Below are 19084 nucleotides of genomic sequence, written 5' to 3'. Positions count from 1 at the left end.
AATCGTTCCCTTCCCTAGACCAGAGCTGCTACGCAGATTATTTGAGACATTTTGGCTCAAGACGATGACAGAGTGGCTCAGATTGGAGATCTTCACGTCGTCGAAGAGCGGTGGGGGTCGACTCAAGGCTACTGCGGTAATTGGTCGAACTAAATGGTCGACAGCAATCTGGTTTGACACGAAGGCCGCAAGCTATCTTTTGCCCATCAAAACGTCGGTCCGTAAGGTAGAAGACATTTGCAGCGGATCGCCGGTTGCAGTAACCCTGTATTTGCGGGTTGAGGTCAAGATATAGGATGTTTGCGCGACGTATTTGACTTTGCATCGCTGCGGACGTTTGGGTTCGACAATCGTGTCTCCCTGTCCACCATTACCAACAACAGACGCACAGGCGTCCAGAAGCTGTGGTTCTACGGTTCTACTCGGTTCGTGGTGGGTAATTCAAAAAAGGCTTTTCTTTTTTTGTAGGTAGGAGAGGTAATCGAGGGAGACCCCGGAGGTTTTCTCCGAGGTCTTGAGGTGGGTTTCTAGCGGGTTTAGGGCCTGCATGACAGCAGTCCGATGGTAGTAGGCATGAAGTCCATCAGAAGTGTAAATCAAGCGATCCACGAGGCTTCGAACGAGCCTCTTTTTCATGGAAGGGGTAGCTTTCTGCCAGCCCTTAATCAGGCTCTTCGCATTTTCCTCAATCGTTTGCCGGGCTTCTTTCACGTCCGCGCTTTCGTCAATTTTAAGCTGGATCAAATCACGCTGAGTGATCAATTTTTTCTTTCGAAGACTTAATTGCTCAAGTTTCTCAGCTATCATCTTTAAAACTTCGGGATTTGATTCCATCTGTCCGTTGAGCCTAAAAGCCGATTCTATATCTTTTTCAATCAAGGCGAGGTCTTGGTTAGCTTGATCCCGTGTCGTGAATAAATCCTGGTTTTCAACACCAATTGATTTTTTTAAATTCGCTTCCACGCCATCAAGGTGCCCCGAGCGTAGTAAAATTTCAGACAGATGATTTGTCACAGCAGTCTCAATTTCATCGGCGCGAAATCTTTTGATCTTGCAAGGGATGGCTTCGCCAACAATTTGTTTGTGACCGTAGTAGCGATGAACTGCATTTGCCCCATGGGAAGCCTGGCCAATTAAAGCTCGGCCGCAGTCTCCGCATTTTAAAACTCCTGACAGCAAATAAAAATGCGGCTGGCTTTTCTTAAAACGATCTCGCTCCTTGGTTTTATTGTCAGCAAGCAGTTTTTGGGTCGTCTTAAAGGTTTGCTCATCGATCAAGGCGGTCCAAGATGCTTTTACAATTTGATAACGCTGCCAAGGTTTTAAAAAATCCTGATCCTCATCCTGGCGGACCTTGTTCACTTCACGAAGACCCGTATAAGCCATGTTCACAAGCACGTTTCTTACCGAATCTACGGTCCAGCGACCATCAAGAGCGTGTCTGCATTTTTTTCTACCTTCGGCTAGCTTTGGCCGAATCGTCGTGCCACTCAAATAAGTTGCAGTTGCCTGCAAGCTTCCAAGTTCGAGATACTTTTCAAAAATAGTTCGGACCGCAGCGGACTCCACATCATTCACAACAAGCTTACCGGGATTGGTCGGGTCTTTGTCGTAACCAAGGATCGGATTACCACCATTTTTGAGTCCGCGCATGGCGCGCGAGTGGAAGTTCATCGAGACCCTCTCGGATGTTTGCTTCCGCTCAAACTGCGCAAGGTTGATCATATTATAGATCATCATTTCGCCAACTGGAGTACTCGTATCAAACTGTTCTTTGACTGACAAAAATTTTGCTTTGTGGGCATCAAGATCTTTAAGGAGATCACAAAAATCTGGAATGTTCCGCGAAAGCCGAGACAAGTCCGTGACCAAAATTAAATTCACCTTACCTGCTCGAATATCTTTCATCATTCGCTGGTATGCAGGACGACGAGTATCTTTTGCGGAGTATCCGTCATCAATGTAAGTTTCGACGATTTTTCCCCATGTGCCTTCTTGCAAAGTTTTTAGGTCTATAAAAGCTTTCAAGCGGTGCTGCTGGCTGTCGATGGAACCGTCCATCACCTGGGCCTGCTCCTCCGTAGACACTCGAACGTATGCGCCAATTTTATGCGGCATAACTTAGCTCCTTCGACTTTTTCTTGCGTCGATTTAACCTGCCGAGCTGGACAAATTTTGCAATCAGCTCGATGAGTTCTTTTTCTTTCTCAGGACCGTGGCTCTCCGTCATTTCAGACGAGATCAAATGTACGCGCATGTTTTCAAGCTGAGAGTTTAGACCTCTCGGTTTGAATTTGCGGACCATAAATTCTCCGATGAAATTGATGAACTCATTTAGGTTCATGTTTTTTAAGCTCCTCAATTAGGACCAAAGCTTTTGCTTTAGACATCGAATCCAAGTACCTAAGTAGGCGAACTGCAAGCTTGTTAGGTTTTCTAAAATCTGTTTCTATATTCATCATCGCTTGATAACCAGACAAGCAAAGCAGTTCAGCAAGCTCATCGCGGTTCATTCCAAGACTTTCGCGTATTCGTTTGATGTCCTCAGGTTTCATTTATCTAACCCCAAAAAATTCCAGTGGGGTCTTTATCCACTTCGGCCAAAAGCTTATCAAACGCTGGCGTAGGACTTAAGCCATCATAAAGGCGCCATTTAAGATTTCGATCCTTCCAATAGAGGGTCCAATTTTTTCGGACCGCAACATACTTAAATTGCGCCACTGGTCCTTCGGTAAATCGGCTCGGATCATTCCACACCGGACGGACCTCAAACATCACGACGACATTTCCTTTGATAGAGAAGTCCAACCAAACTTTATGCCGAACGTGTTTTGGCACGCGCGCCTCGCAATATGCGAGCAGAGTTTTTTCTACATTTTTCTTGGTCAGCTCTGGCAATGCCATACATCAATCTCCCGATGTAGACACATCATCATTGATGATGTTGTTTTGCAAGCCTTTTTTGGACTTCTTTTTTAACGGCTCTTCTAATCCCATCTGTTTCTGGATAAAGGTCTTTAATTCAATAGGAAGCTTCCCGCTGTCTTTTGCCCTGCGCAAAACGGCTTCAAAAGCAGAAAATTCATCGAGGTACTCAGCTCTAATTTCTTTGATTTCATCATCGGCTAGATTTTCACCGAAGCGCTGGATCGCCCATACCGCGACCTGGTTTCGATTCACTTTGCCGCCCTGGTAGCCATCGTTCACTCGCTCCACAGCACGCACTAGCACGTTTTCAGCAGCTCTATTAATCGTCAACCGATGACTATCTCCAGCTTCATCCGTACTCTTTTCTTCTTCCTTCTTCTTCTCTAGATTATTATTCATATAACTACCTCCTACTTACCCGCCACCTCATTTTATCTGTCCCAGGCCTGAGACCCCTTCCAATCAATGTAATCGTTGGGTGGGAGGGGTCTCAGGCCGATCAGGGGCAGAATAATAGAATGAGGTGGCGGGTAAGTCTTTGATTTAACTTTGATCTCAACTAATTTGACTGCTCACAGCTTTTAAGAATGAGCGCACAATTTGTGCTCTCATTGTGCGCTCATTTAGGCGGCAGCTTTTTCTTTCGCAGCCGCCAAATTTTCAAGGCTGGTCTTGTGATCACTAAAATAAATGTCAGCGCTCATTGGATCTTTGGTCCACTCTTTCAATCGACTAAAACCGATGGGCTTTTCCCAAGAGGGATAGTGCGTGTCTTTCATCGCCTTTGCAAGGCGGTCAAAAATGTATTCGTCATTAGAAATAAAAACCACGCGTTCAGCAGTTTTCTGGGCTGCATAGCTATTCATTACTTTCCGGTATCGCTCTGGGTTCTTGCGAGAAAGTTCAATTTCTAAAGCCACTTTGATGTTTTGGCTTGGACCGTTAATTTCAAGAAGGAGGTCCGGAAGCTTTGCTTCGCGGCCCTCGCGAGTCTTTTTGATCCAGCCCATGTATTTTTGCCGAAGCTCACCTTCGGTCTGAATGTAAACCACATTGTCTGATCCCATCAGCCCTAGAGCGATTCGCGAAACGATCTCATCGTGAGTAATTTGATTAATATGCGGTGGCGAAACAACGTCGCTACCGCTTGCCTCAACTATTTTTTTCCCGCGATCGGCAAGAATTATAACATCACCCATTCGATTGGAATTATGTGGAGCAAAGTATTTTTCTTGAACCAGATTCCGCCAAGCGCGAATGTTACGCGTGTGTGACCTTTTCGAAAAATACCCCTCCCATATTGCTCGGCTTAAAAATCCAGTCTTGGCCGCGAAATGGATTTCTTTTAGAGGAACTTTCTTTGGAATCATTGCGCATCCCATCTTGTTGGCTCTGTGATCAAATGCTCAAAATGTCCCTCAATATAGCGATTGCCACTAACCCGGCCCTCGATCCAGCGAGATTCAACTTTGGCATTCTTAAGTGACGGCATGGCTCCCATTGGCATTTGCGGAGCCGATGCGCGCCCCTTAGAATAAGCCGCCGATTCTCTGGCTTTAATTTCTTCGTGAAGATTTGATCCTGCAACTAAGCCTGCCATCCCGCCGATTGTTGCTCCAATAACTACGTTTCTAGTTCGGTACTCTCCATTTTTACCTGGATCTACGATGCCGCCAATGGCCGCACCTCCGGTGGCTCCGATCAAACCGCCGAGTCCGGCTGATTTATTTTGCGTGGCACAGGCGCTTAAAAATATGCTCATTGAAATCATCGAGTATCTAGAAACTTTCGTTAGTTTTCTTAGAATCATCTTTATCTCCGATCTTTGTTGTAGGAGTAACCGTGTCAGGAATTTCAAGGCCCAAAGCTTGGATCTTTTTCACTGACTCGATCTTTTTTGAAGAACTCAAATCATCATATTTTTGAAACTTGATGTTGATCGTGCGGCTTCCAGCTTCGTGCGGAATCACCATCACGGCTTCGCCAACTCCAAGTTCACTTTTAAATTTGTTGGGATGCACAATAAATTCATCAACTTCTCGGGCCGAAGCACTTCCCGTATCTTCTTGCTTCCAAATCCCACGCTGTGTTTGTGCCGTGTACTTCATGCCTTTCACGGTGCCGATTACTTTCGAGAAGTACTCAGCGGAGTCTGGATCATTGCCGCGCATGAAAACTTTCAAGTTCGCATTGGTTAAAATTGAGTTGGCGATAGCATCACCCAGAGTCTTGATATCTCCCAAGGCTTGGTGGGCGAACACGATCCCAACATTTGCGCTGCGCGATTTGTTAAGAATCGAAACAAAGCCTGGGTAGAGGTATTCGGCAAAATCATCTAAAAACACCGAAAAGAACTTGTGTGCCTTGTCTTTTCCGCGATGCCTGTTCGCTACCGCACTTTGCAAACACTGAAGAATCATTTTGCCAGAAGCTTTTCCTAAGAATGGTGACAGCAGTACAGGCAACTGAAAATACACGATCTGATTACTTCGCAAAGCCTCATCTAGATTTATGCTCGGCTGGTCGGTGTTGAATAGAGCTGCGGTCTTTCCAAAAGCAAAGTGGCTAAGAGCAGCGGTTAGGCCACTTGTTCTTTGTGCCACCTCTGTTGCCGGAAGCCCCGCATAGTAAGCGCCCCAGGATTTAAGAGACGCGTCCTTTGTGCGCTCTGCCATGACCTTCATCCGGCTAGGCACGCTGATCGCTTCAAATATTTTTAAGAAAGTGGGCACTTCATTGCTGCCCGCAAAAATTCTTAATGTTTGTGAGAACACCTCGTACTGAACACTCCTGAAGTACTCATTTTCAAATTCAAAGGCATTGAACACGCGCTCGGCCACTTCTTCGGGGCTGCCACCAAGCAAGGGATTGAATTGATGGGACTCATCAAGATCACTCAATGAAAAAAGCCGAAAGTCTTTTTCCCTTCCATGCTTTACGGTGTAAGCCCAAAGCTTATCAAGCAAGCTTCGGTCTGATTTTCCGTCAATTAGAATGAGCCCACGGCCTTGCTCAATATCCTGAATGGCCCATGGTAAGATGACAGACTCAGTTTTTCCGGCGTTGGTTGTTCCTATGACCTGAGTGTGCATGGACCGCTGCTTGGCTTTGATAAAAACTTCCTCCTTCTTATTAGTGCGCCCGCAAAAAACAGATTCGTCGCCTTTTCCGATGACAGATTTTTCTTGCTCTCTTTTCTTTACAAACTTTTCACGTTTTTTTACGAGCCATCGAAAACAGGGAGTGAGGACAAGTACGACTATCACAAGAAGGATCACTTTGTTTTTTGGATGCCGAGACCAAACATCCATGAAAGCCCAAACTTTATACAAAACCAAGACGCCCAAGAAAAGTATAATTCGCTTGATGAGCACCGTGATGTTCATCTGGGGTTGATCTTCTTTACCTGCCATTCATGGCTCCGGGATCTCGAAAAGCAAAGTTTGCGGTCAGTACCGCAAAGAACTCCGTGCTATTTGAAACCTCGATCCAGCGTTTTTCTTTTTTCAATTCGTTTGCAAACGCCTCGGCTTGATCCTTAGCAGTTCCTGCAATCGCATTTTTCCAGCCATTATCGTTTCCGCCTTGATTTGAACCCAATGCTCCTCGCTGCATCGAGCCTTCAGCGTAAGCTCCAATAAAGCGGGTTAGCGTTTGGCCTACAGTATTTTTGACGGCTTGAGATTTTACACTACCAATAACTCCAACCTGACCATCATCGCTCACGCCGATGGCCGAGAGCTGCCGCTCTCTTCCATCAGGGAATTGGATTGAACGCCAATCAACTTTTGCGCGATCACCATTATCCTCAAAAGAAGCTTCGCCAAATACTTTTGAACCCGCAGGAGTTGCCAAAGTGTCTTCATGAATAAAATCTTTAGTAACGACTCCGATCACGGGCATGCCTTGGTTTGCAACAATAGCTTTTTCGAAAAGCCGAACTGAAAACCTGCTTCCAGGTGGTAGCTGGGTTTTAGAATCTAAGCCACCACGTGCAAGAATCATCGAGCTATTGCGATCATCATTTGAGGCTCCGCCTGAAGAACCTCCAGTTTGATAGAGGTAATCAAGTGATTGCGATCTGGAGTGCCTTGCACCAGATGAACTCATTTGCCTGATGGCTTCCTGAGTAGGGTCAGTGCCACTACCAAATGAAGACGAATCACTTACAGCGTCAGATTTTTCGTGAAACTTGCCTAGATCATCTTTTGGTGCCGGAATTAACAGAATTCCTACTACCCCAATGCCAAGCGCAACCATTGCGCACTTCAGAATTGATCTCCAATTAATTTCACGCCGATTTTGGAAGAATGTTTTTTCTTTAAAAAGTTGGTTCTTCCACCAATCTATTGATGTGATTTGAATTTTCTCTACCATGAAACCGCCTTTGGTAAGGTTAAGTAAGTTGTCTTCTTACGCCTCAACTCAATTCGCAGGGATTCAGATAAAGAAACATCGGCTCGTAGAATCTGCACGACTCCGCTGATAGATTTCCTTGGTCCTAGCTCTTGCCCGGAGAACGCAAGGTTGTGAATTGGCCTCACCACTCCACCTTGCGAGAGCCAAAGCCAATCAGCTTTAAATGTTTCACTCTTTTGGGAGGTAATTTTAAATTCTACAAGCAGGATGCCATCGCGAGTCTTGGCTGTTCGCAAAGTTTCAAAAGTAAGCGAATCATTTTTTAAAAAGTTCTTTGCAGATTTCCAAGCAAGCTGAGGAGTCTTTATTTTCTCTTTAGGATTCTCAAGATAAACGACGTAGTCAGAAGCGGCCTGAATGCCGCTCACCAGCTGCACATTGAAGCGCCGAAAATCAGTGTAAATATACAAGTTACTTTTTGCGCCGCCTTGGATCGGCTTAATGGTTATCGCTTGATCTAGGTACTCAACTTTGAATGCATTCTGATCGCCGACCACAATGCTGTTCGGGCGATCTGGCACTTGGATGATGGTTGCAATACCAATCGCGGTTTTGACTTGAACAATTTGATCATTCTGAACTTGAACGCGCCGAACACGAACGTCGGCCCAAACTTTTGCAGGCTCATAAGCCATGCAAAAGATGGATAGAAATACTGAGAGCATAAAACCTCGTCGAAGTAGGTTTTGTTTCCTCAATAAGATGCTCGATCTATATTTATAGCTTTTTAATCACAGCCGTAACTGTCATTGCAGGTTACGGGCAGAAATCTGATTTCAGAAACTCAGGCATTTATAGACAAATATTTTTAAAAAAAGAAAGCCCTCGTTTTATAGAGGGCTTCGTGAGCTCAATTGAAGTGTCATGTGATCGCTAGTTTTTGCTCGTGTATGCGGTCGGCTGCGCGAGTAAGCTGACCGACACTTTCCCACTGTTTTTTTCGCCAACTTCAATTTTAGCAAGCTCCCCCAACAGGGCTTTAATGGCGGGGGTAGAGATAACGGCATTCTTCTGCGTCGTATCGACGACAATATATTCCATCTCTATGGATTTAGAACTGCTTGATGTCATCCGTCCAAGCAAAGCAATTCCATCCTTCGGTTCCGTAAGTGTCGTCCACGCTTTGTTTTTTGCGTCTAAAATAAATGTCGACTCAGATTTTGAAGTCTTGTCCTTACCCTGATACTCGAAAGCCGTTTTTACAAGAAATCCCTTTTGTTCGGCAGCGTTGACTTGAATAGCCGCTAAAGGAAAGGCCAGTGAAATGCAAGCGAAGAGAGCGCGCATGAAAACCTCCGTGTTACATCAGATCATAGCAAGTAATGGTTTTATGGCAAGAAATCCAATCCCCCTGAAGCATCGCCATCTCAATTTAAATGCGACTTCTTCCCCTAAACCTCATTTTGGCCAGTTTAAGGCGCAATTATGACACCCTGGTTCAGTTCTGTAGACAAAATTTGTAGCAGTTAGTGCCCTAAAATACTGTCTAGTTCGGCGGGTAGCCGATGCTTCAAAAGGCGCAGCCTAATCAAATCCGTGGATTTTACTAAAGAATCTAAAGCCAGGGCGATTATATGACCAGTCATAGCGCGAAAGATTAATTATGTATACACCTAGACGAAGGAAGTGGCGCTCTGAATTTGTTTATTGTTTTCACCCTTTCCGGTAATATGAAAAATAAACGAGGAGCTAAAATGAAATTATTTTTACCAGTACTAATTTTCTTTTCAACTTTGAATGCTTACAGCGCTGATAAAATGAGCCGTATACCAGCAAACATTATAAATAATAAGTCCAACCGAATCGCCAAATGTGATGTCACTTCGCCAGAAGGCTCTAAAGCCATAACCGCGGACCTGCTTACCGTAAAACAAGATGAGCCAATCAGCGAAGTGATAGGCGGCTTAAATTTTTATATGATGTGGGATAAGAAAAATAATCTTCTAAAAGCTGGGGCCTTGGATAGTTCTGCAAACGCATCAGCGATGATTATATCAGAGAGAGCGAAGGTTCAAGAGTTGCACCTTGTGAAAGATGGTAAAGTTTTTACTCTTTCATGCTACTGGCAATAAACTCCTTCAATCTAAACCAAAAGCCCGACAATTTCTCGTCGGGCTTTGATTTTTCACCTTCTAGCCGATTTTTCTAAAACGCATTGAGTTTTGCTTTCTTCGCAAATCTCTATGGTTCTTGAACAAGCTCAAGTGGCCGATGGCTCACTGCTGGGCGGTGCCACAGGAAAACTCGCGCCGACAAGAGTTTGCAGCTCCCTCTCAGCTTCGGCCTGCGCCTCAAGTTTTTTCTTTAGCTCTGCCTCTTCTCGCTTCATAGCCGCCTTTTCTGCCGAAACACTTCCATGACTGACTTTCGCGATCACTCCAATCTGCCGGTAAGAAACGCCGCTTTTTAGAAGCTTGCGAATAAGATCAGAATCACGCATCTTTTTTCTGCCAATTAAGCGGCCCTTGGCGCGAGCGTTGGCGAGACCAATCTTTACGCGGTCAGCGATTAAATCTCTTTCTAGCTGAGAGATCGATGCCAAAATCGAAAAAATAGCTACTCCCACGGCACTGTTGGTATCAATCTTTTCAGTCAAACTTACGAACTGAACTCCCTTCTTCTTAAAAACCTGCAACGCATTTAAGAGATGGGTTGTACTTCGAGCAAAACGAGAAAATGAGTAAACAATGATCGTAGAAATTTCTCCAGCCTCCACAGCAGCCATCATACGGTCCAAAGCAGGACGACTTGATTTTGTGCCGCTAATCCCTTCATCAGTATAAAACTCGGCATCCAGAATCTTATTTTGCTCGCAATATGTTTTTAAAACTCGGATTTGGGACTCCATACCGCCTTGTTGGAGTTCCGTTGAGACGCGGCAGTAGCAAGCTGTCTTCATTGTCCCTCCACTTCTTTGGCGATATAGACACCCCAGGGGTTGCTCTTTGTTCGAGGTCCAGAATCTACGGTCAGCTCAAGCCGCAAATCTCCAGCGGCTTTGATCCCTTGAATCGAAGTGATTCGATCGCCAAGGACCAAGGCTGTACCTTTATTCAAGTTGATCTGAATTTTCTCAGGATAAACCTTTTGAGCAACGAGCTTCTCGGTAGAAAACTTCACGACATTTGCCATTGAGGCCTCGAAAGTTTTACGTGTTGTAGGCAAAATAAAATCCTGAGCCTCATCGATTCTTGTGGCAACTGTTTTGGGCTCCCAGTTGTAACGGTATTTGATGTACTCCCGAACGGCGCGCTCAATCTCAACCTCGGGTTTCGGTAGAGGTGCTGACTGATAAAGCGACCCATCAGGAGTTAGAGTTAAAACGGCTGTTGGCTTAACGGCTTGATAAAATAGCAGCGTGATCAAGAGCCCACATAGCAAGTAGGCCGAAAAAGCTGATATTTTCAAAAATTGGTTCGAGTGCATGAGTTCTGAAAGAGCCTGCGGGAGTTCTTTCATTTTGAGTTTGATGGCTTGATTCATAAGTTTCCTTTTTCTAAGACCGATAAACGTCGGCACGTTTTTTCTTCTCAAATTTATAATTAGATACTTTCGATTTCGCGTAGTGACCCACGCCGTCCATCGAGGCTTTTCCTCTCGCGGCGATACTTAGACCTTTCGTCGGAACTGCGGCCATAGCATTCACGGCGGTTTGACCAAGACTTGATGACATTGCGTGCGCCCCCTGGCTTGCAATTGATTTCACCAAAAGTGGTGTAGCCAGCATTGCAATCGCAATCACAAAGTTCATCACGATGATCGTCAAATAGTTCCCCTCGGCTCTGTAAGCATCTCCGAAAGAAAGCGAGACCAGCATCGCCCCCAAAATGGCCCAAACAATTTTCCAACAGGCCACCTCGATCATTCCCCGAAAGAGGTTCGCCGTAATATTCCCGGTTGAGGGAAACAAATTAAATAGCAGCAACAGCGGGGCTGAGACCATGTAGAAGAGCCAAAAAAAGTGATACATTGCGATGGTGATGTATCTTGCGATGTACAAAATCAAAAAACTCAAGAACGACAGGACAGCCACGATCAAATCGTTAAACTGCAGAAGCAAACTTGCGACCGAACCCGAATAACTTTGGCTTTTTTCTTCAGCCATACGAATCGCCATATCAAGGCTGTTTAAATTATCAATTTTTTCGGCAATCCCGTCGGCGATAAAAATAATTGCTTGGCTAATTTCTGGCAACGCCACCAACAGCAGTGTCGAGATCAAAGCTCGTTTCAAAACATCGACAAAATCTAAGCCCGAACCACTGGATCTCATCCAAGTGACTACGACCGATAGGCAAAAGAACACTGGCAGCATCAGATAATAAATCCTTACGAACTCCTGATGAAGGTCCCTCATCAATGAGCCCATTAAATTAAAGTCTGGCATTTAATCTCCTGACTTGAGGCTTCCGAGCTTGGTGTCTTTCGGAATCGATTTAAATCCACTAGAAAGGCCATCGTACTGAGCCTTAAATTGCGAGGATTGGAGTTTTTCTTTTCGGTTTTGTAACGCCATATTTTGGCCCAGGGTCTTTAGCATCATCGAATTTGTCCTTAACACCTGTGAAGTCACACCAATCAATACCGCGAGACTCTGAGCCGTCAGCTTTGCGGCCCCTTGCGGGCTCACACTTTGCGAGTGGGCAAAAATTCTTTTGCTTTCCGCATCTGCCTCATCGGCAAACTTAAAGAGCGGAGCGTTCATGGCAATACTCTCAGAAGCCGATAGGTCTTGCGCCTGTTGAAGCTTAAGCTCTGCGGTCTGCGGAATTTTTCCGTAAAGATCATCAATGATTCTTAAAACCTGGTCGGCGGTATCAACACTTCCGTAGATGCCAGGGTTAAATTTTGGATTTATCATCTGGAGCACGTTGAGCCCATCTCGGATTCCTCGGTTAATTTCTCTTAAAAGCCCCAGCGTATCGCCGCCAGTGGAAAGAATCTGCTGGAGCTGGGCCAACTGTTGAATGGCATTGGCTAAGATTTGCACCAGCACCGCCACATCACCGCCAAACAAATCTGCCTTTGCGGGCTTGGGTGCCCCTAAGCAAAAGCATAAAGTTGCGATCACAAAAAATTTCTTAAATTTCGTCATGCGGATTCCTTTCTTCGCCCAACGGATATTCCTTTGGGGTAGGTAACGGCTGCTTGCTCAATGGCTTTAACCAGATCAAGTCCTTGGGCTTTTAATTCACTTAGGTACTTGTTGTCTTGAGCGTCCGAAGTTGAAAGCCAATATTCAAATGGGCTTGGATAAATTCTCACAACCTGCCGATGATCGCCCTCGATCATAAAGCCTTCAGAGAATTCCCCCTTCTTTTGCCCTAAGGAGTGAATCAACCCCAGTTCTTGGTTGTTGAGTTTTAAAGTGTCTCGCAGAATTTCAGAGTCTCCGCGCTGAAGCATAACAAACTTCGTCGCGGTGTTGTTCAAAATCGCGGGACCAATGGGGCTTGCAACAATCTCCTCAACCCCCTGAGTGATGAAAGTGATTCCAGAGCCAGTTTTTCTTAAAGTCCGTGCGCAATACTCCATAAACGAGGCCGCAGCATTTGATTTTAATAGCTCCCACGCCTCATCTAAGATGATTCGTTTTTTTGAAGTACGGTCACCTTCGACTTGCGTTAAGATAAAATCAGTTAAAATTAGAATCATCACGCTTTGTAAATCTGGAAATGCCGAAAGCCCTTTAAGATCAAAAGTGCAAATGGAGGCGTCAGTTCTCAAACTGCCGGGGCCGTCAAGCAAACGTCCATAGGGCCGCTCACCAGTCCAAAGGTAAAGCATTTTTGAAACTGCCTTCATCGAGCTTTCTTCAAATGCCGATAGGTATCGCGCAAGATCACTTAACGTGGGCACCTCACCCTTAGCTCTTCGGCTTTTATAGAGTTCAATGATGGCTCGCTCTAGTAAGGCACGATCAAGTTTAGGCAGCTTTGCTTTTTCGTCCTCACTCACCATGCTTTCAATCACGGCTAGAAGTGATTTTAGCTTCTGGTTGCTTGGCTCCTGATGAGGGTCAGGTATATCAAATGGATTGATTCGGTACTCTTCGGACAAATTCATTTCTAAATACTGGCCGCCGAGAGCTTCGGTGAGCTTCTTGTAAGACCCGCCGATATCAATAATGAAAACCCGTAGGCCTCTTGCAAGTTCTTGAAGCAGGATGCAGTTATTTAAAAAACTTTTTCCCGCGCCTGACGATCCCGTGACAAGGCAGTTGTAATTCGGCAGCTCAGAATCGAAGGGATTGTAACTCACGAGTCCGTTGATCCTATTTCTAAAAATCACCGCAGGGTCTTGATCACCTTCGCGCGGGCCATACACCGGAATAAAATCAGCTAAGTTATTGGTTTTCATTTTGCGAGCACGCTCTAGATGCAGCGGAGCTGCTGGAAGATCATTTTTTAGTACCTTCCACGCCCCAACACTTTCTTCCAAGCCTTCGGCTCCTTGCAGCCCCCTGAACCTTGACAAAACTTCTCGAACTTCGCGGTTCAGTTGTTTTGTTCCTTCCATAGTTGCAGGAGCTTTTAAAACTACGCTCATCTGAACGGCGTAAATACGCTGTCCCGTGTTTAGAAGTTCTCGAATCAACTCTTCAGTAGAGGAAAGCTTTGATTCACTTTCAAGGTCGCTCGCTTTCCCGCCGCTTGTCATCGCCATGGAATGGGCCATCTTTCGCTTTTGCTGAAGCTTTGCCATTTCATTTGATTGCGGCGGCACGTGCATCGACAAGATCAAATCATAGTGAAACGGAAGCCTTAAGAAATTAGCCATCATTCCGGCATAGGTGATCTCGGGCAAAGTTTTTAAGGTAATGATTCGATGATAAAACCCATCCAATGTGAATTGCTCAAAACCTAAAACCAAATCACCAAAGACAAGCTGCTCCCTTGGAGATTGGCTGGCGAGCCAATCGGCTTCACTTAAAACTTCCTTTTCAAGATCAGGAATCTCCAATGCTTTCACCAAAGGAGCAGGCTCAGAGCGTGAGCGCTTGGGGTTTAGAAATTCGTAAATATTTTCTAAAATTTCATTTTTGTTTAATTCTTCACAATGAAGACCCAATGAATCGAAGCTCGATTTTAGATTTTCAATGTTTTGACTTAAGGTCTCTAGAGTTTCTTGATAAGCAGCTGCTGAAGCCTCGTTAAAAAGCTCTTTCTTTTTAAAAATGCTTGTCTTTTTGGTCTCAACAACCGGCACCCTGACATAGATGCACAGCTCAGGACGATAAAGCTCGCCATCATCCATGTCATTTTTTAAAGATCGCTCTCTGAAATCAGAAATGCTTTTTACCAAGGGATGAATATCTTGGATTTTACCCTTTTCATGAAGATCAAGCATGTCCGTAAAGTCAGACCTCACTCCAAGCACGAATTGCAACGTGGTGCCCTCAGAGATTGAATTCAGAGCCGATCTTAGACCTGTCGCAAAGTTATTTGTTTCAGATTCGTCAAAGCACTCGATGTCGATCAGGCCCACACGCAAGCCCCCAACCAAGGAGCCGTCAAATAAAATAGCGTGGGATTTTGGTCCTTGCACAAAGTCCCAATAGGGAAGCTCTTCAGCAAGGCTTGCATCTTTTTGAATTTTCATTTCTTGCTCCTCTTAAATAAGCGGTAGATTTTGTCACTGCGGCCCGCCGCAAAGTACACCGGGCGAACATAGTGCTCAGCTAAGTGCTGCAAATAATTGTCAGCCCTTCCACGCTTCGCGAAAAAGAGGAACAACGCTAGGAATAGCGTTGTTCCCCAGACTAGCGGATAGCGAAAGGACGTTGTTCCAAAAACAAGGTTCGTGATTGCAAGGTTCATGAAAATCAAAAGCAAATCTGGCAATTCGTAGCCAAAGAGTTTTGATTTCATTTCTAGTGCCCTTGGCACACGGCTTGTGAGTAGTTCATCATCCATTTTTTACCCCCAGATTCTTAGCGAACCGTTTGCGCAATAAAATCCACGATGGCTTGCGCCCCAAAGCCGAACATACAGCCCAACACCGCGTAGACAATGTGCTGCTTTGCTTGCGGGTTCCCGGTAAAGAACGAGACTGCCGCAATGGCAATTCCGATCACCGAGAGTAGCGGCATAATCACGCCTGTTAACTTTGTCTTTATTCCGATTAAACTTGATTCAAGACCGGCATGAGCCAGCTCTGGCATTAGAGCCATCGTTAGAATGCAAATCCCTAGCACTAGTAATACTTTTTGATGTTTCACATGAAACTCCTTGGTAATTTGTTTTAAGTCGCAATTTGTTTTTTCAAATTTTAATTACGCAGCATCAACCAGAAGCTCTGGCTCCGGCAGTGCGTGTGAGGACGCTGAACCCTCAGGGTGAATGCTCACATAAATTGGCTTAGCTAAGAGGTCGAACTCTAAGCTGATGAAACCTTGAACCGAATCTACTTTTCAGCTGCCGACGATGTTCCAATAAAACTTGTTCTTGGCCTGAGAGTTTCTATTAGGCTCTCTTGTCATCACAACGTATTTTGACGAATCATTTTTATTCGGCAAAATGTAGTACCTGTCCCAAGAAAACATCCAAAGCCTAAGCGTATAAATATTTTGCCCATTTCTTAAGTAGGCCATGCCGACGCTTTTATTCTTTTTTACTTTTCCGCCTGGATCTTTCTCTCCTTGAAAGACCTGAAACCTAAAGTACTGGTTTGATTCTTCGTTATTTTCTTTTTTTGTCATTTGCTGTTGCATCGTAATTCCTTGGTATTTTTTAAGCGGCCACTTTTTGTTCGGCGGCTTGTTTTGTTAAAAAACCTTCTCTCAACTCTAAAATCGCGCTGTCGATAAGCTTGTCGGCCTCATCCCAAGTGAGACCCAAAATTTTTGCAATTTCATCAATCAAAAGCCTCTCCCAAAAACGGAAGTAAACGGCTAAAACCTTTTCATCGCTTAAATTTGGCATCAGCTCATGCAGAAGTCTGATGTCTTTTGATTCATCAAGATTTCTCTTAGGAAGAAAACTGGAAGCGCGGGCAAGAATTTCGGCCTTCATAGCTCGTCTCGTTTTTTTGCCGGCTTATTGGCTCGAAATTCTAAGCGCTCCCAGTCTTCGATGTTTTCATTTTTTCTAGCTAGCTTTCGGCAAATGCCTCTTAGCCAGCGAAAGAACCCCTTTGTCATTGTCGCCCCCTTGCTTGAGAGAATATTCTTTACCTCTCATTAAGGGCGAAATGGGGGACACCTGCTTCAAAAGAGCGCTCAGTTTTTTTAAAGATCGCTTCTTAAGTGTCTTGATCGTGTAGCGCGAGACCCGAAGATTCTGAGCGATGAACCTCTCGCTTCGGCCTTCCCAGAAAATCATTTTGAGTATTTTCTGTTGTTGTGGCGATAGTTGCCTAAACAATTGAGTTATCTTGTCTTTGGTTTCATCGTCTGCGTCGGTTTGCGAAAACTCAAAGCAAGTGTGCTCCATTTTTTCGGCCATCTCATCGTAGTCGCATGGCCTAGGCTGTCGATCCGAAAGTGTCACATCAAGTGATTCTAGGTATTTCTCCCAGATCAGTTGGTCCCAATCTTTCGAGATGGCTTTTAACTCTTCGTCGCTGATGATGTGGCCCTTAGAATCGAGCCAGGGTTTATCTTGGTTCCTTGCTGGTGCCTTGAGGACGTTGAACCTAGCTTTCCTGCTAAAATGAGGCTCAAATTCTGGAAGAAGACTATCACTGATCAGAAGGCATGGGTGAAAACACTGAACGGAAATTCTCCAAAATGTAGTGCTGATAAATTCTGCTCTAAAGTGCTTAAAAGTAGTCCCGTGGGGACAGTGCCTGGATTTTGGTGAATATATTTTTGTCACCAATTCGGCTCTAAGGCGCATCTCAAAGGCAGTTAAATTACAAATCAATTTCGATTTCGGTTTCAACTTCAATTGAATTCTTGATCTCATTATAGACATCGATGCCTGGGGTAATAACTGAAATAATTAGCGAAAATCTAGTGCTTTGAAACTTCATATCTTTGCGAAAATTCCACCATCCATTTTTTGGGTAGACTGCGATAAGTTTCGCCCCCGCAAGATCAGCAGCAGAGCCACTCCAGCGATCTCCTTGGACAGTTCCTCTGCGGCGATTGCGAATCCCTATTTCCCACTTAAAGCTTTTGGTGCCGGGTGAGCCTTCATCTCCTTCCCGCATATCGTCATTGATTCTTTTTAGGAACTCGTCATCTTCTTCTGCTGGCCCTTGGATATCCCAGAGTAAATCCATGCCTCGCGTGGGAATTCCTTTTGCTGCGTTCGGCTCTGCAAAATACGATAGAGTAACTCGAAGCTCTACTTTTGCATCTGGATTTGCGAGCAGCGTTGCTTTCGGCACGGGAAGCGAAAACGTTTTCATCTGTCGTTCTGTATTCGATGCAATTTTCTGCAAGTTAGGCAATGAGTCCTGCACAATAACTGTAGCTCGGTCCTTCGTGCAAAACAAAGCGAGTTCAGGAGACGGAGCTCCATACCCGCAGAGGGCAAGGCGATCGTCTTTTGAGGGTAACAGCTGCATCATTTCAGGTGTCCAAGAGGCAGAATGGACCATTAGCCCGCGGACTGTTTCAGGCCAGAGATTTCGATTTTCATTCCAAATCTGCATCGACAGGCAGCCGGCTAAAGCCGCCGCCGGACTTGTACCGTACATAACTTGAAACGGCATGTTGAGATGATCTCTGCCAGTTGTAGTTGTCGTTAATGTGGGGACGCGATCATCTGAGAAATTCGTTTTATCAACCGCTAAGTTTCCGCCCTCAAATACTATCTCTGGTTTGATGGGTACACGATAGCCAGTTTTGAATGGCAAGCCGGAAGAAGTATGTGGAGACACACCACCTCTTTTCGCGAGTGGACTGTAGTTCCTATAACTGTCGGTCGCAGGTAAGACATCTTTGCTAGTGAACGCACCGACTGTTACAGAATTAAACGACTGAGATGGGTCCTTCAATTTACTCAACATAAGTTCGTGGGGAAAATTCTTAATGATTTTGGAGTAAGATTCGCCATCTGAGTTTCCAATGCTCACGAAGAACAGGCGTCCCTTGCCTTCGTTAAAAGCCAATTCATCAAGTGAAAGACTCCAGCTAGTTGCTGAACCAGGTTCAATATTGTTGGCGGTTACAGCCAGAACAAATGCCTTTCGTTCTGACTTTCTACCCTTTTCTTGAGAAAGCTCGACGGCTTGTTGGGTCATGTTTGGCCAGAATGGCGCATTTGAACGCGATGCCAACCGAGAGGCATCGCCCGTGAATAACTTGATACTCTCAACCCAATGCGTATGTTTTTGAGCGCCGCCGCTTCGAGCAATCGAACTGACAGCCTCGTCGTGTAAAGCGACGCCAACCATATTCGTGCCGTGCCCATGTCCGTCGCTATGATCCTTATCGTCGGGATGTACAGAGCCAGCTAAAGCAATGGCGTTGGAAAGAAAAGGATGAGTCTTATTTACGCCCGTATCGAGGACAACAACACTCGGCGCATCTTTTAAAGGAGCTAGGAACGATGGCTTAGAGCCGAGAAACTTCTCTGGATGCTCAATCAATTCCCAATCAAGAGTAACTTCGGTTGCCAGCTCAATTTCAATGACTGCTCCGGTAAGATCGAAGATTTTTTGTGCATCCATTAGGGTGCAGTAAATTAGGACTACAAGACGTTCTGCTGCGATGAATTCGGGGAAGCTCTGTTCTTCAAGCTTAAGCTCTTCAATAGCTTCGGAAAAAAGGCGGCGGGAAAGGTCG

General features: G+C 45.1%; 23 protein-coding genes. 2 read left to right on the top strand and 21 right to left on the bottom strand.

Annotated features, from left to right (window positions below; genetic code table 11):
• Positions 1–64 precede the first annotated feature (64 nt).
• The gene (locus K2Q26_03590; GenBank protein ID MBY0314576.1) at positions 65–295 is read left to right on the top strand and encodes a DUF1905 domain-containing protein; all 231 of its coding nucleotides are present in this window, start codon (positions 65–67) and stop codon (positions 293–295) included.
• Positions 296–441: 146 nt separating this feature from the next.
• On the opposite strand, the gene K2Q26_03585 is transcribed toward K2Q26_03590, so the two are convergent.
• From K2Q26_03585 to K2Q26_03540, 10 genes are all read right to left on the bottom strand, one after another.
• Positions 442–2118 (bottom strand): recombinase family protein, encoded by a 1677-nt coding sequence (locus K2Q26_03585; GenBank protein MBY0314575.1) that lies wholly within the window; start codon positions 2116–2118, stop codon positions 442–444.
• Between the two features lie 212 nt (positions 2119–2330).
• Positions 2331–2555, bottom strand: coding sequence for a hypothetical protein (locus K2Q26_03580; GenBank protein ID MBY0314574.1), 225 nt, complete (start codon positions 2553–2555; stop codon positions 2331–2333).
• A gap of 4 nt (positions 2556–2559) precedes the next feature.
• Positions 2560–2904 carry a DUF3024 domain-containing protein gene (locus K2Q26_03575; GenBank protein ID MBY0314573.1) on the bottom strand — a complete coding sequence of 115 codons (345 nt, stop codon included), beginning with the start codon at positions 2902–2904 and terminating at the stop codon, positions 2560–2562.
• Between the two features lie 3 nt (positions 2905–2907).
• Positions 2908–3327 (bottom strand): hypothetical protein, encoded by a 420-nt coding sequence (locus tag K2Q26_03570; protein MBY0314572.1) that lies wholly within the window; start codon positions 3325–3327, stop codon positions 2908–2910.
• Between the two features lie 224 nt (positions 3328–3551).
• Positions 3552–4298, bottom strand: a complete 747-nt coding sequence (locus K2Q26_03565; GenBank protein ID MBY0314571.1) for a hypothetical protein — start codon at positions 4296–4298, stop codon at positions 3552–3554.
• Positions 4295–4738, bottom strand: coding sequence for a hypothetical protein (locus K2Q26_03560; protein ID MBY0314570.1), 444 nt, complete (start codon positions 4736–4738; stop codon positions 4295–4297). The genes K2Q26_03565 and K2Q26_03560 overlap by 4 nt, the downstream gene beginning before the upstream one ends.
• Positions 4707–6341 carry a TraM recognition domain-containing protein gene (locus tag K2Q26_03555; protein ID MBY0314569.1) on the bottom strand — a complete coding sequence of 545 codons (1635 nt, stop codon included), beginning with the start codon at positions 6339–6341 and terminating at the stop codon, positions 4707–4709. The genes K2Q26_03560 and K2Q26_03555 overlap by 32 nt, the downstream gene beginning before the upstream one ends.
• Positions 6331–7305, bottom strand: coding sequence for a TrbI/VirB10 family protein (locus K2Q26_03550; GenBank protein ID MBY0314568.1), 975 nt, complete (start codon positions 7303–7305; stop codon positions 6331–6333). Before K2Q26_03550 ends, K2Q26_03555 begins: the two co-directional genes overlap by 11 nt.
• Positions 7299–8012: a TrbG/VirB9 family P-type conjugative transfer protein gene (locus K2Q26_03545; GenBank protein MBY0314567.1), complete on the bottom strand. Its 714-nt coding sequence runs from the start codon at positions 8010–8012 to the stop codon at positions 7299–7301. Before K2Q26_03545 ends, K2Q26_03550 begins: the two co-directional genes overlap by 7 nt.
• 208 nt (positions 8013–8220) lie before the next feature.
• Complete coding sequence (locus K2Q26_03540) at positions 8221–8634, bottom strand: hypothetical protein (GenBank protein MBY0314566.1); 414 nt, start codon at positions 8632–8634, stop codon at positions 8221–8223.
• 407 nt (positions 8635–9041) lie between these two features.
• On the opposite strand from K2Q26_03540, the gene K2Q26_03535 reads away from it, so the two are divergent.
• Positions 9042–9419, top strand: coding sequence for a hypothetical protein (locus K2Q26_03535; protein MBY0314565.1), 378 nt, complete (start codon positions 9042–9044; stop codon positions 9417–9419).
• A gap of 128 nt (positions 9420–9547) precedes the next feature.
• On the opposite strand, the gene K2Q26_03530 is transcribed toward K2Q26_03535, so the two are convergent.
• The 11 genes from K2Q26_03530 to K2Q26_03480 all read right to left on the bottom strand — a co-directional run.
• On the bottom strand, positions 9548–10246 hold the full coding sequence (locus tag K2Q26_03530; GenBank protein MBY0314564.1) for a recombinase family protein: 699 nt from the start codon (positions 10244–10246) through the stop codon (positions 9548–9550).
• Positions 10243–10830 (bottom strand): hypothetical protein, encoded by a 588-nt coding sequence (locus K2Q26_03525; GenBank protein MBY0314563.1) that lies wholly within the window; start codon positions 10828–10830, stop codon positions 10243–10245. The genes K2Q26_03530 and K2Q26_03525 overlap by 4 nt, the downstream gene beginning before the upstream one ends.
• 13 nt (positions 10831–10843) lie before the next feature.
• Complete coding sequence (locus tag K2Q26_03520) at positions 10844–11734, bottom strand: hypothetical protein (protein ID MBY0314562.1); 891 nt, start codon at positions 11732–11734, stop codon at positions 10844–10846.
• On the bottom strand, positions 11735–12442 hold the full coding sequence (locus K2Q26_03515) for a hypothetical protein (GenBank protein MBY0314561.1): 708 nt from the start codon (positions 12440–12442) through the stop codon (positions 11735–11737).
• Complete coding sequence (locus K2Q26_03510; protein ID MBY0314560.1) at positions 12439–14949, bottom strand: TraC family protein; 2511 nt, start codon at positions 14947–14949, stop codon at positions 12439–12441. Before K2Q26_03510 ends, K2Q26_03515 begins: the two co-directional genes overlap by 4 nt.
• The gene (locus K2Q26_03505; GenBank protein MBY0314559.1) at positions 14946–15263 is read right to left on the bottom strand and encodes a hypothetical protein; all 318 of its coding nucleotides are present in this window, start codon (positions 15261–15263) and stop codon (positions 14946–14948) included. The genes K2Q26_03510 and K2Q26_03505 overlap by 4 nt, the downstream gene beginning before the upstream one ends.
• Before the next feature lie 17 nt (positions 15264–15280).
• Positions 15281–15568 carry a TrbC/VirB2 family protein gene (locus K2Q26_03500; protein MBY0314558.1) on the bottom strand — a complete coding sequence of 96 codons (288 nt, stop codon included), beginning with the start codon at positions 15566–15568 and terminating at the stop codon, positions 15281–15283.
• A gap of 192 nt (positions 15569–15760) precedes the next feature.
• Positions 15761–16060, bottom strand: coding sequence for a hypothetical protein (locus tag K2Q26_03495; GenBank protein ID MBY0314557.1), 300 nt, complete (start codon positions 16058–16060; stop codon positions 15761–15763).
• 19 nt (positions 16061–16079) lie between these two features.
• Entirely contained in the window at positions 16080–16361 is a 282-nt protein-coding gene (locus K2Q26_03490) for a hypothetical protein (protein MBY0314556.1), read from the bottom strand.
• 75 nt (positions 16362–16436) lie between these two features.
• The gene (locus tag K2Q26_03485; GenBank protein MBY0314555.1) at positions 16437–16793 is read right to left on the bottom strand and encodes a sigma-70 family RNA polymerase sigma factor; all 357 of its coding nucleotides are present in this window, start codon (positions 16791–16793) and stop codon (positions 16437–16439) included.
• A gap of 409 nt (positions 16794–17202) precedes the next feature.
• Positions 17203–19084 (bottom strand): S8 family peptidase (locus tag K2Q26_03480; GenBank protein MBY0314554.1); only part of this gene is annotated, 1882 nt, incomplete at its 5' end.

Source organism: Bdellovibrionales bacterium (assembly GCA_019750295.1).
Taxonomy (GTDB): domain Bacteria; phylum Bdellovibrionota; class Bdellovibrionia; order Bdellovibrionales; family JAGQZY01; genus JAIEOS01.
The sequence above is the reverse complement of the archived record's forward strand: the minus strand, read 5'-3'. Positions and strand labels throughout refer to the sequence as shown.

Bases quoted from the DNA above. Each gene is read 5' to 3' on its own strand.
- K2Q26_03510 (MBY0314560.1), bottom strand. From the start codon at position 14,949: ATGAAAATTCAAAAAGATGCAAGCCTTGCTGAAGAGCTTCCCTATTGG.
- K2Q26_03585 (MBY0314575.1), bottom strand. From the start codon at position 2,118: ATGCCGCATAAAATTGGCGCATACGTTCGAGTGTCTACGGAGGAGCAG.
- K2Q26_03490 (MBY0314556.1), bottom strand. From the start codon at position 16,361: ATGAAGGCCGAAATTCTTGCCCGCGCTTCCAGTTTTCTTCCTAAGAGA.
- K2Q26_03535 (MBY0314565.1), top strand. From the start codon at position 9,042: ATGAAATTATTTTTACCAGTACTAATTTTCTTTTCAACTTTGAATGCT.
- K2Q26_03495 (MBY0314557.1), bottom strand. From the start codon at position 16,060: ATGCAACAGCAAATGACAAAAAAAGAAAATAACGAAGAATCAAACCAG.
- K2Q26_03550 (MBY0314568.1), bottom strand. From the start codon at position 7,305: ATGGTAGAGAAAATTCAAATCACATCAATAGATTGGTGGAAGAACCAA.
- K2Q26_03540 (MBY0314566.1), bottom strand. From the start codon at position 8,634: ATGCGCGCTCTCTTCGCTTGCATTTCACTGGCCTTTCCTTTAGCGGCT.
- K2Q26_03505 (MBY0314559.1), bottom strand. From the start codon at position 15,263: ATGGATGATGAACTACTCACAAGCCGTGTGCCAAGGGCACTAGAAATG.
- K2Q26_03575 (MBY0314573.1), bottom strand. From the start codon at position 2,904: ATGGCATTGCCAGAGCTGACCAAGAAAAATGTAGAAAAAACTCTGCTC.
- K2Q26_03570 (MBY0314572.1), bottom strand. From the start codon at position 3,327: ATGAATAATAATCTAGAGAAGAAGAAGGAAGAAGAAAAGAGTACGGAT.
- K2Q26_03555 (MBY0314569.1), bottom strand. From the start codon at position 6,341: ATGGCAGGTAAAGAAGATCAACCCCAGATGAACATCACGGTGCTCATC.
- K2Q26_03545 (MBY0314567.1), bottom strand. From the start codon at position 8,012: ATGCTCTCAGTATTTCTATCCATCTTTTGCATGGCTTATGAGCCTGCA.
- K2Q26_03485 (MBY0314555.1), bottom strand. From the start codon at position 16,793: ATGGCCGAAAAAATGGAGCACACTTGCTTTGAGTTTTCGCAAACCGAC.
- K2Q26_03525 (MBY0314563.1), bottom strand. From the start codon at position 10,830: ATGAATCAAGCCATCAAACTCAAAATGAAAGAACTCCCGCAGGCTCTT.
- K2Q26_03560 (MBY0314570.1), bottom strand. From the start codon at position 4,738: ATGATTCTAAGAAAACTAACGAAAGTTTCTAGATACTCGATGATTTCA.
- K2Q26_03580 (MBY0314574.1), bottom strand. From the start codon at position 2,555: ATGAAACCTGAGGACATCAAACGAATACGCGAAAGTCTTGGAATGAAC.
- K2Q26_03565 (MBY0314571.1), bottom strand. From the start codon at position 4,298: ATGATTCCAAAGAAAGTTCCTCTAAAAGAAATCCATTTCGCGGCCAAG.
- K2Q26_03520 (MBY0314562.1), bottom strand. From the start codon at position 11,734: ATGCCAGACTTTAATTTAATGGGCTCATTGATGAGGGACCTTCATCAG.
- K2Q26_03590 (MBY0314576.1), top strand. From the start codon at position 65: ATGACAGAGTGGCTCAGATTGGAGATCTTCACGTCGTCGAAGAGCGGT.
- K2Q26_03530 (MBY0314564.1), bottom strand. From the start codon at position 10,246: ATGAAGACAGCTTGCTACTGCCGCGTCTCAACGGAACTCCAACAAGGC.
- K2Q26_03515 (MBY0314561.1), bottom strand. From the start codon at position 12,442: ATGACGAAATTTAAGAAATTTTTTGTGATCGCAACTTTATGCTTTTGC.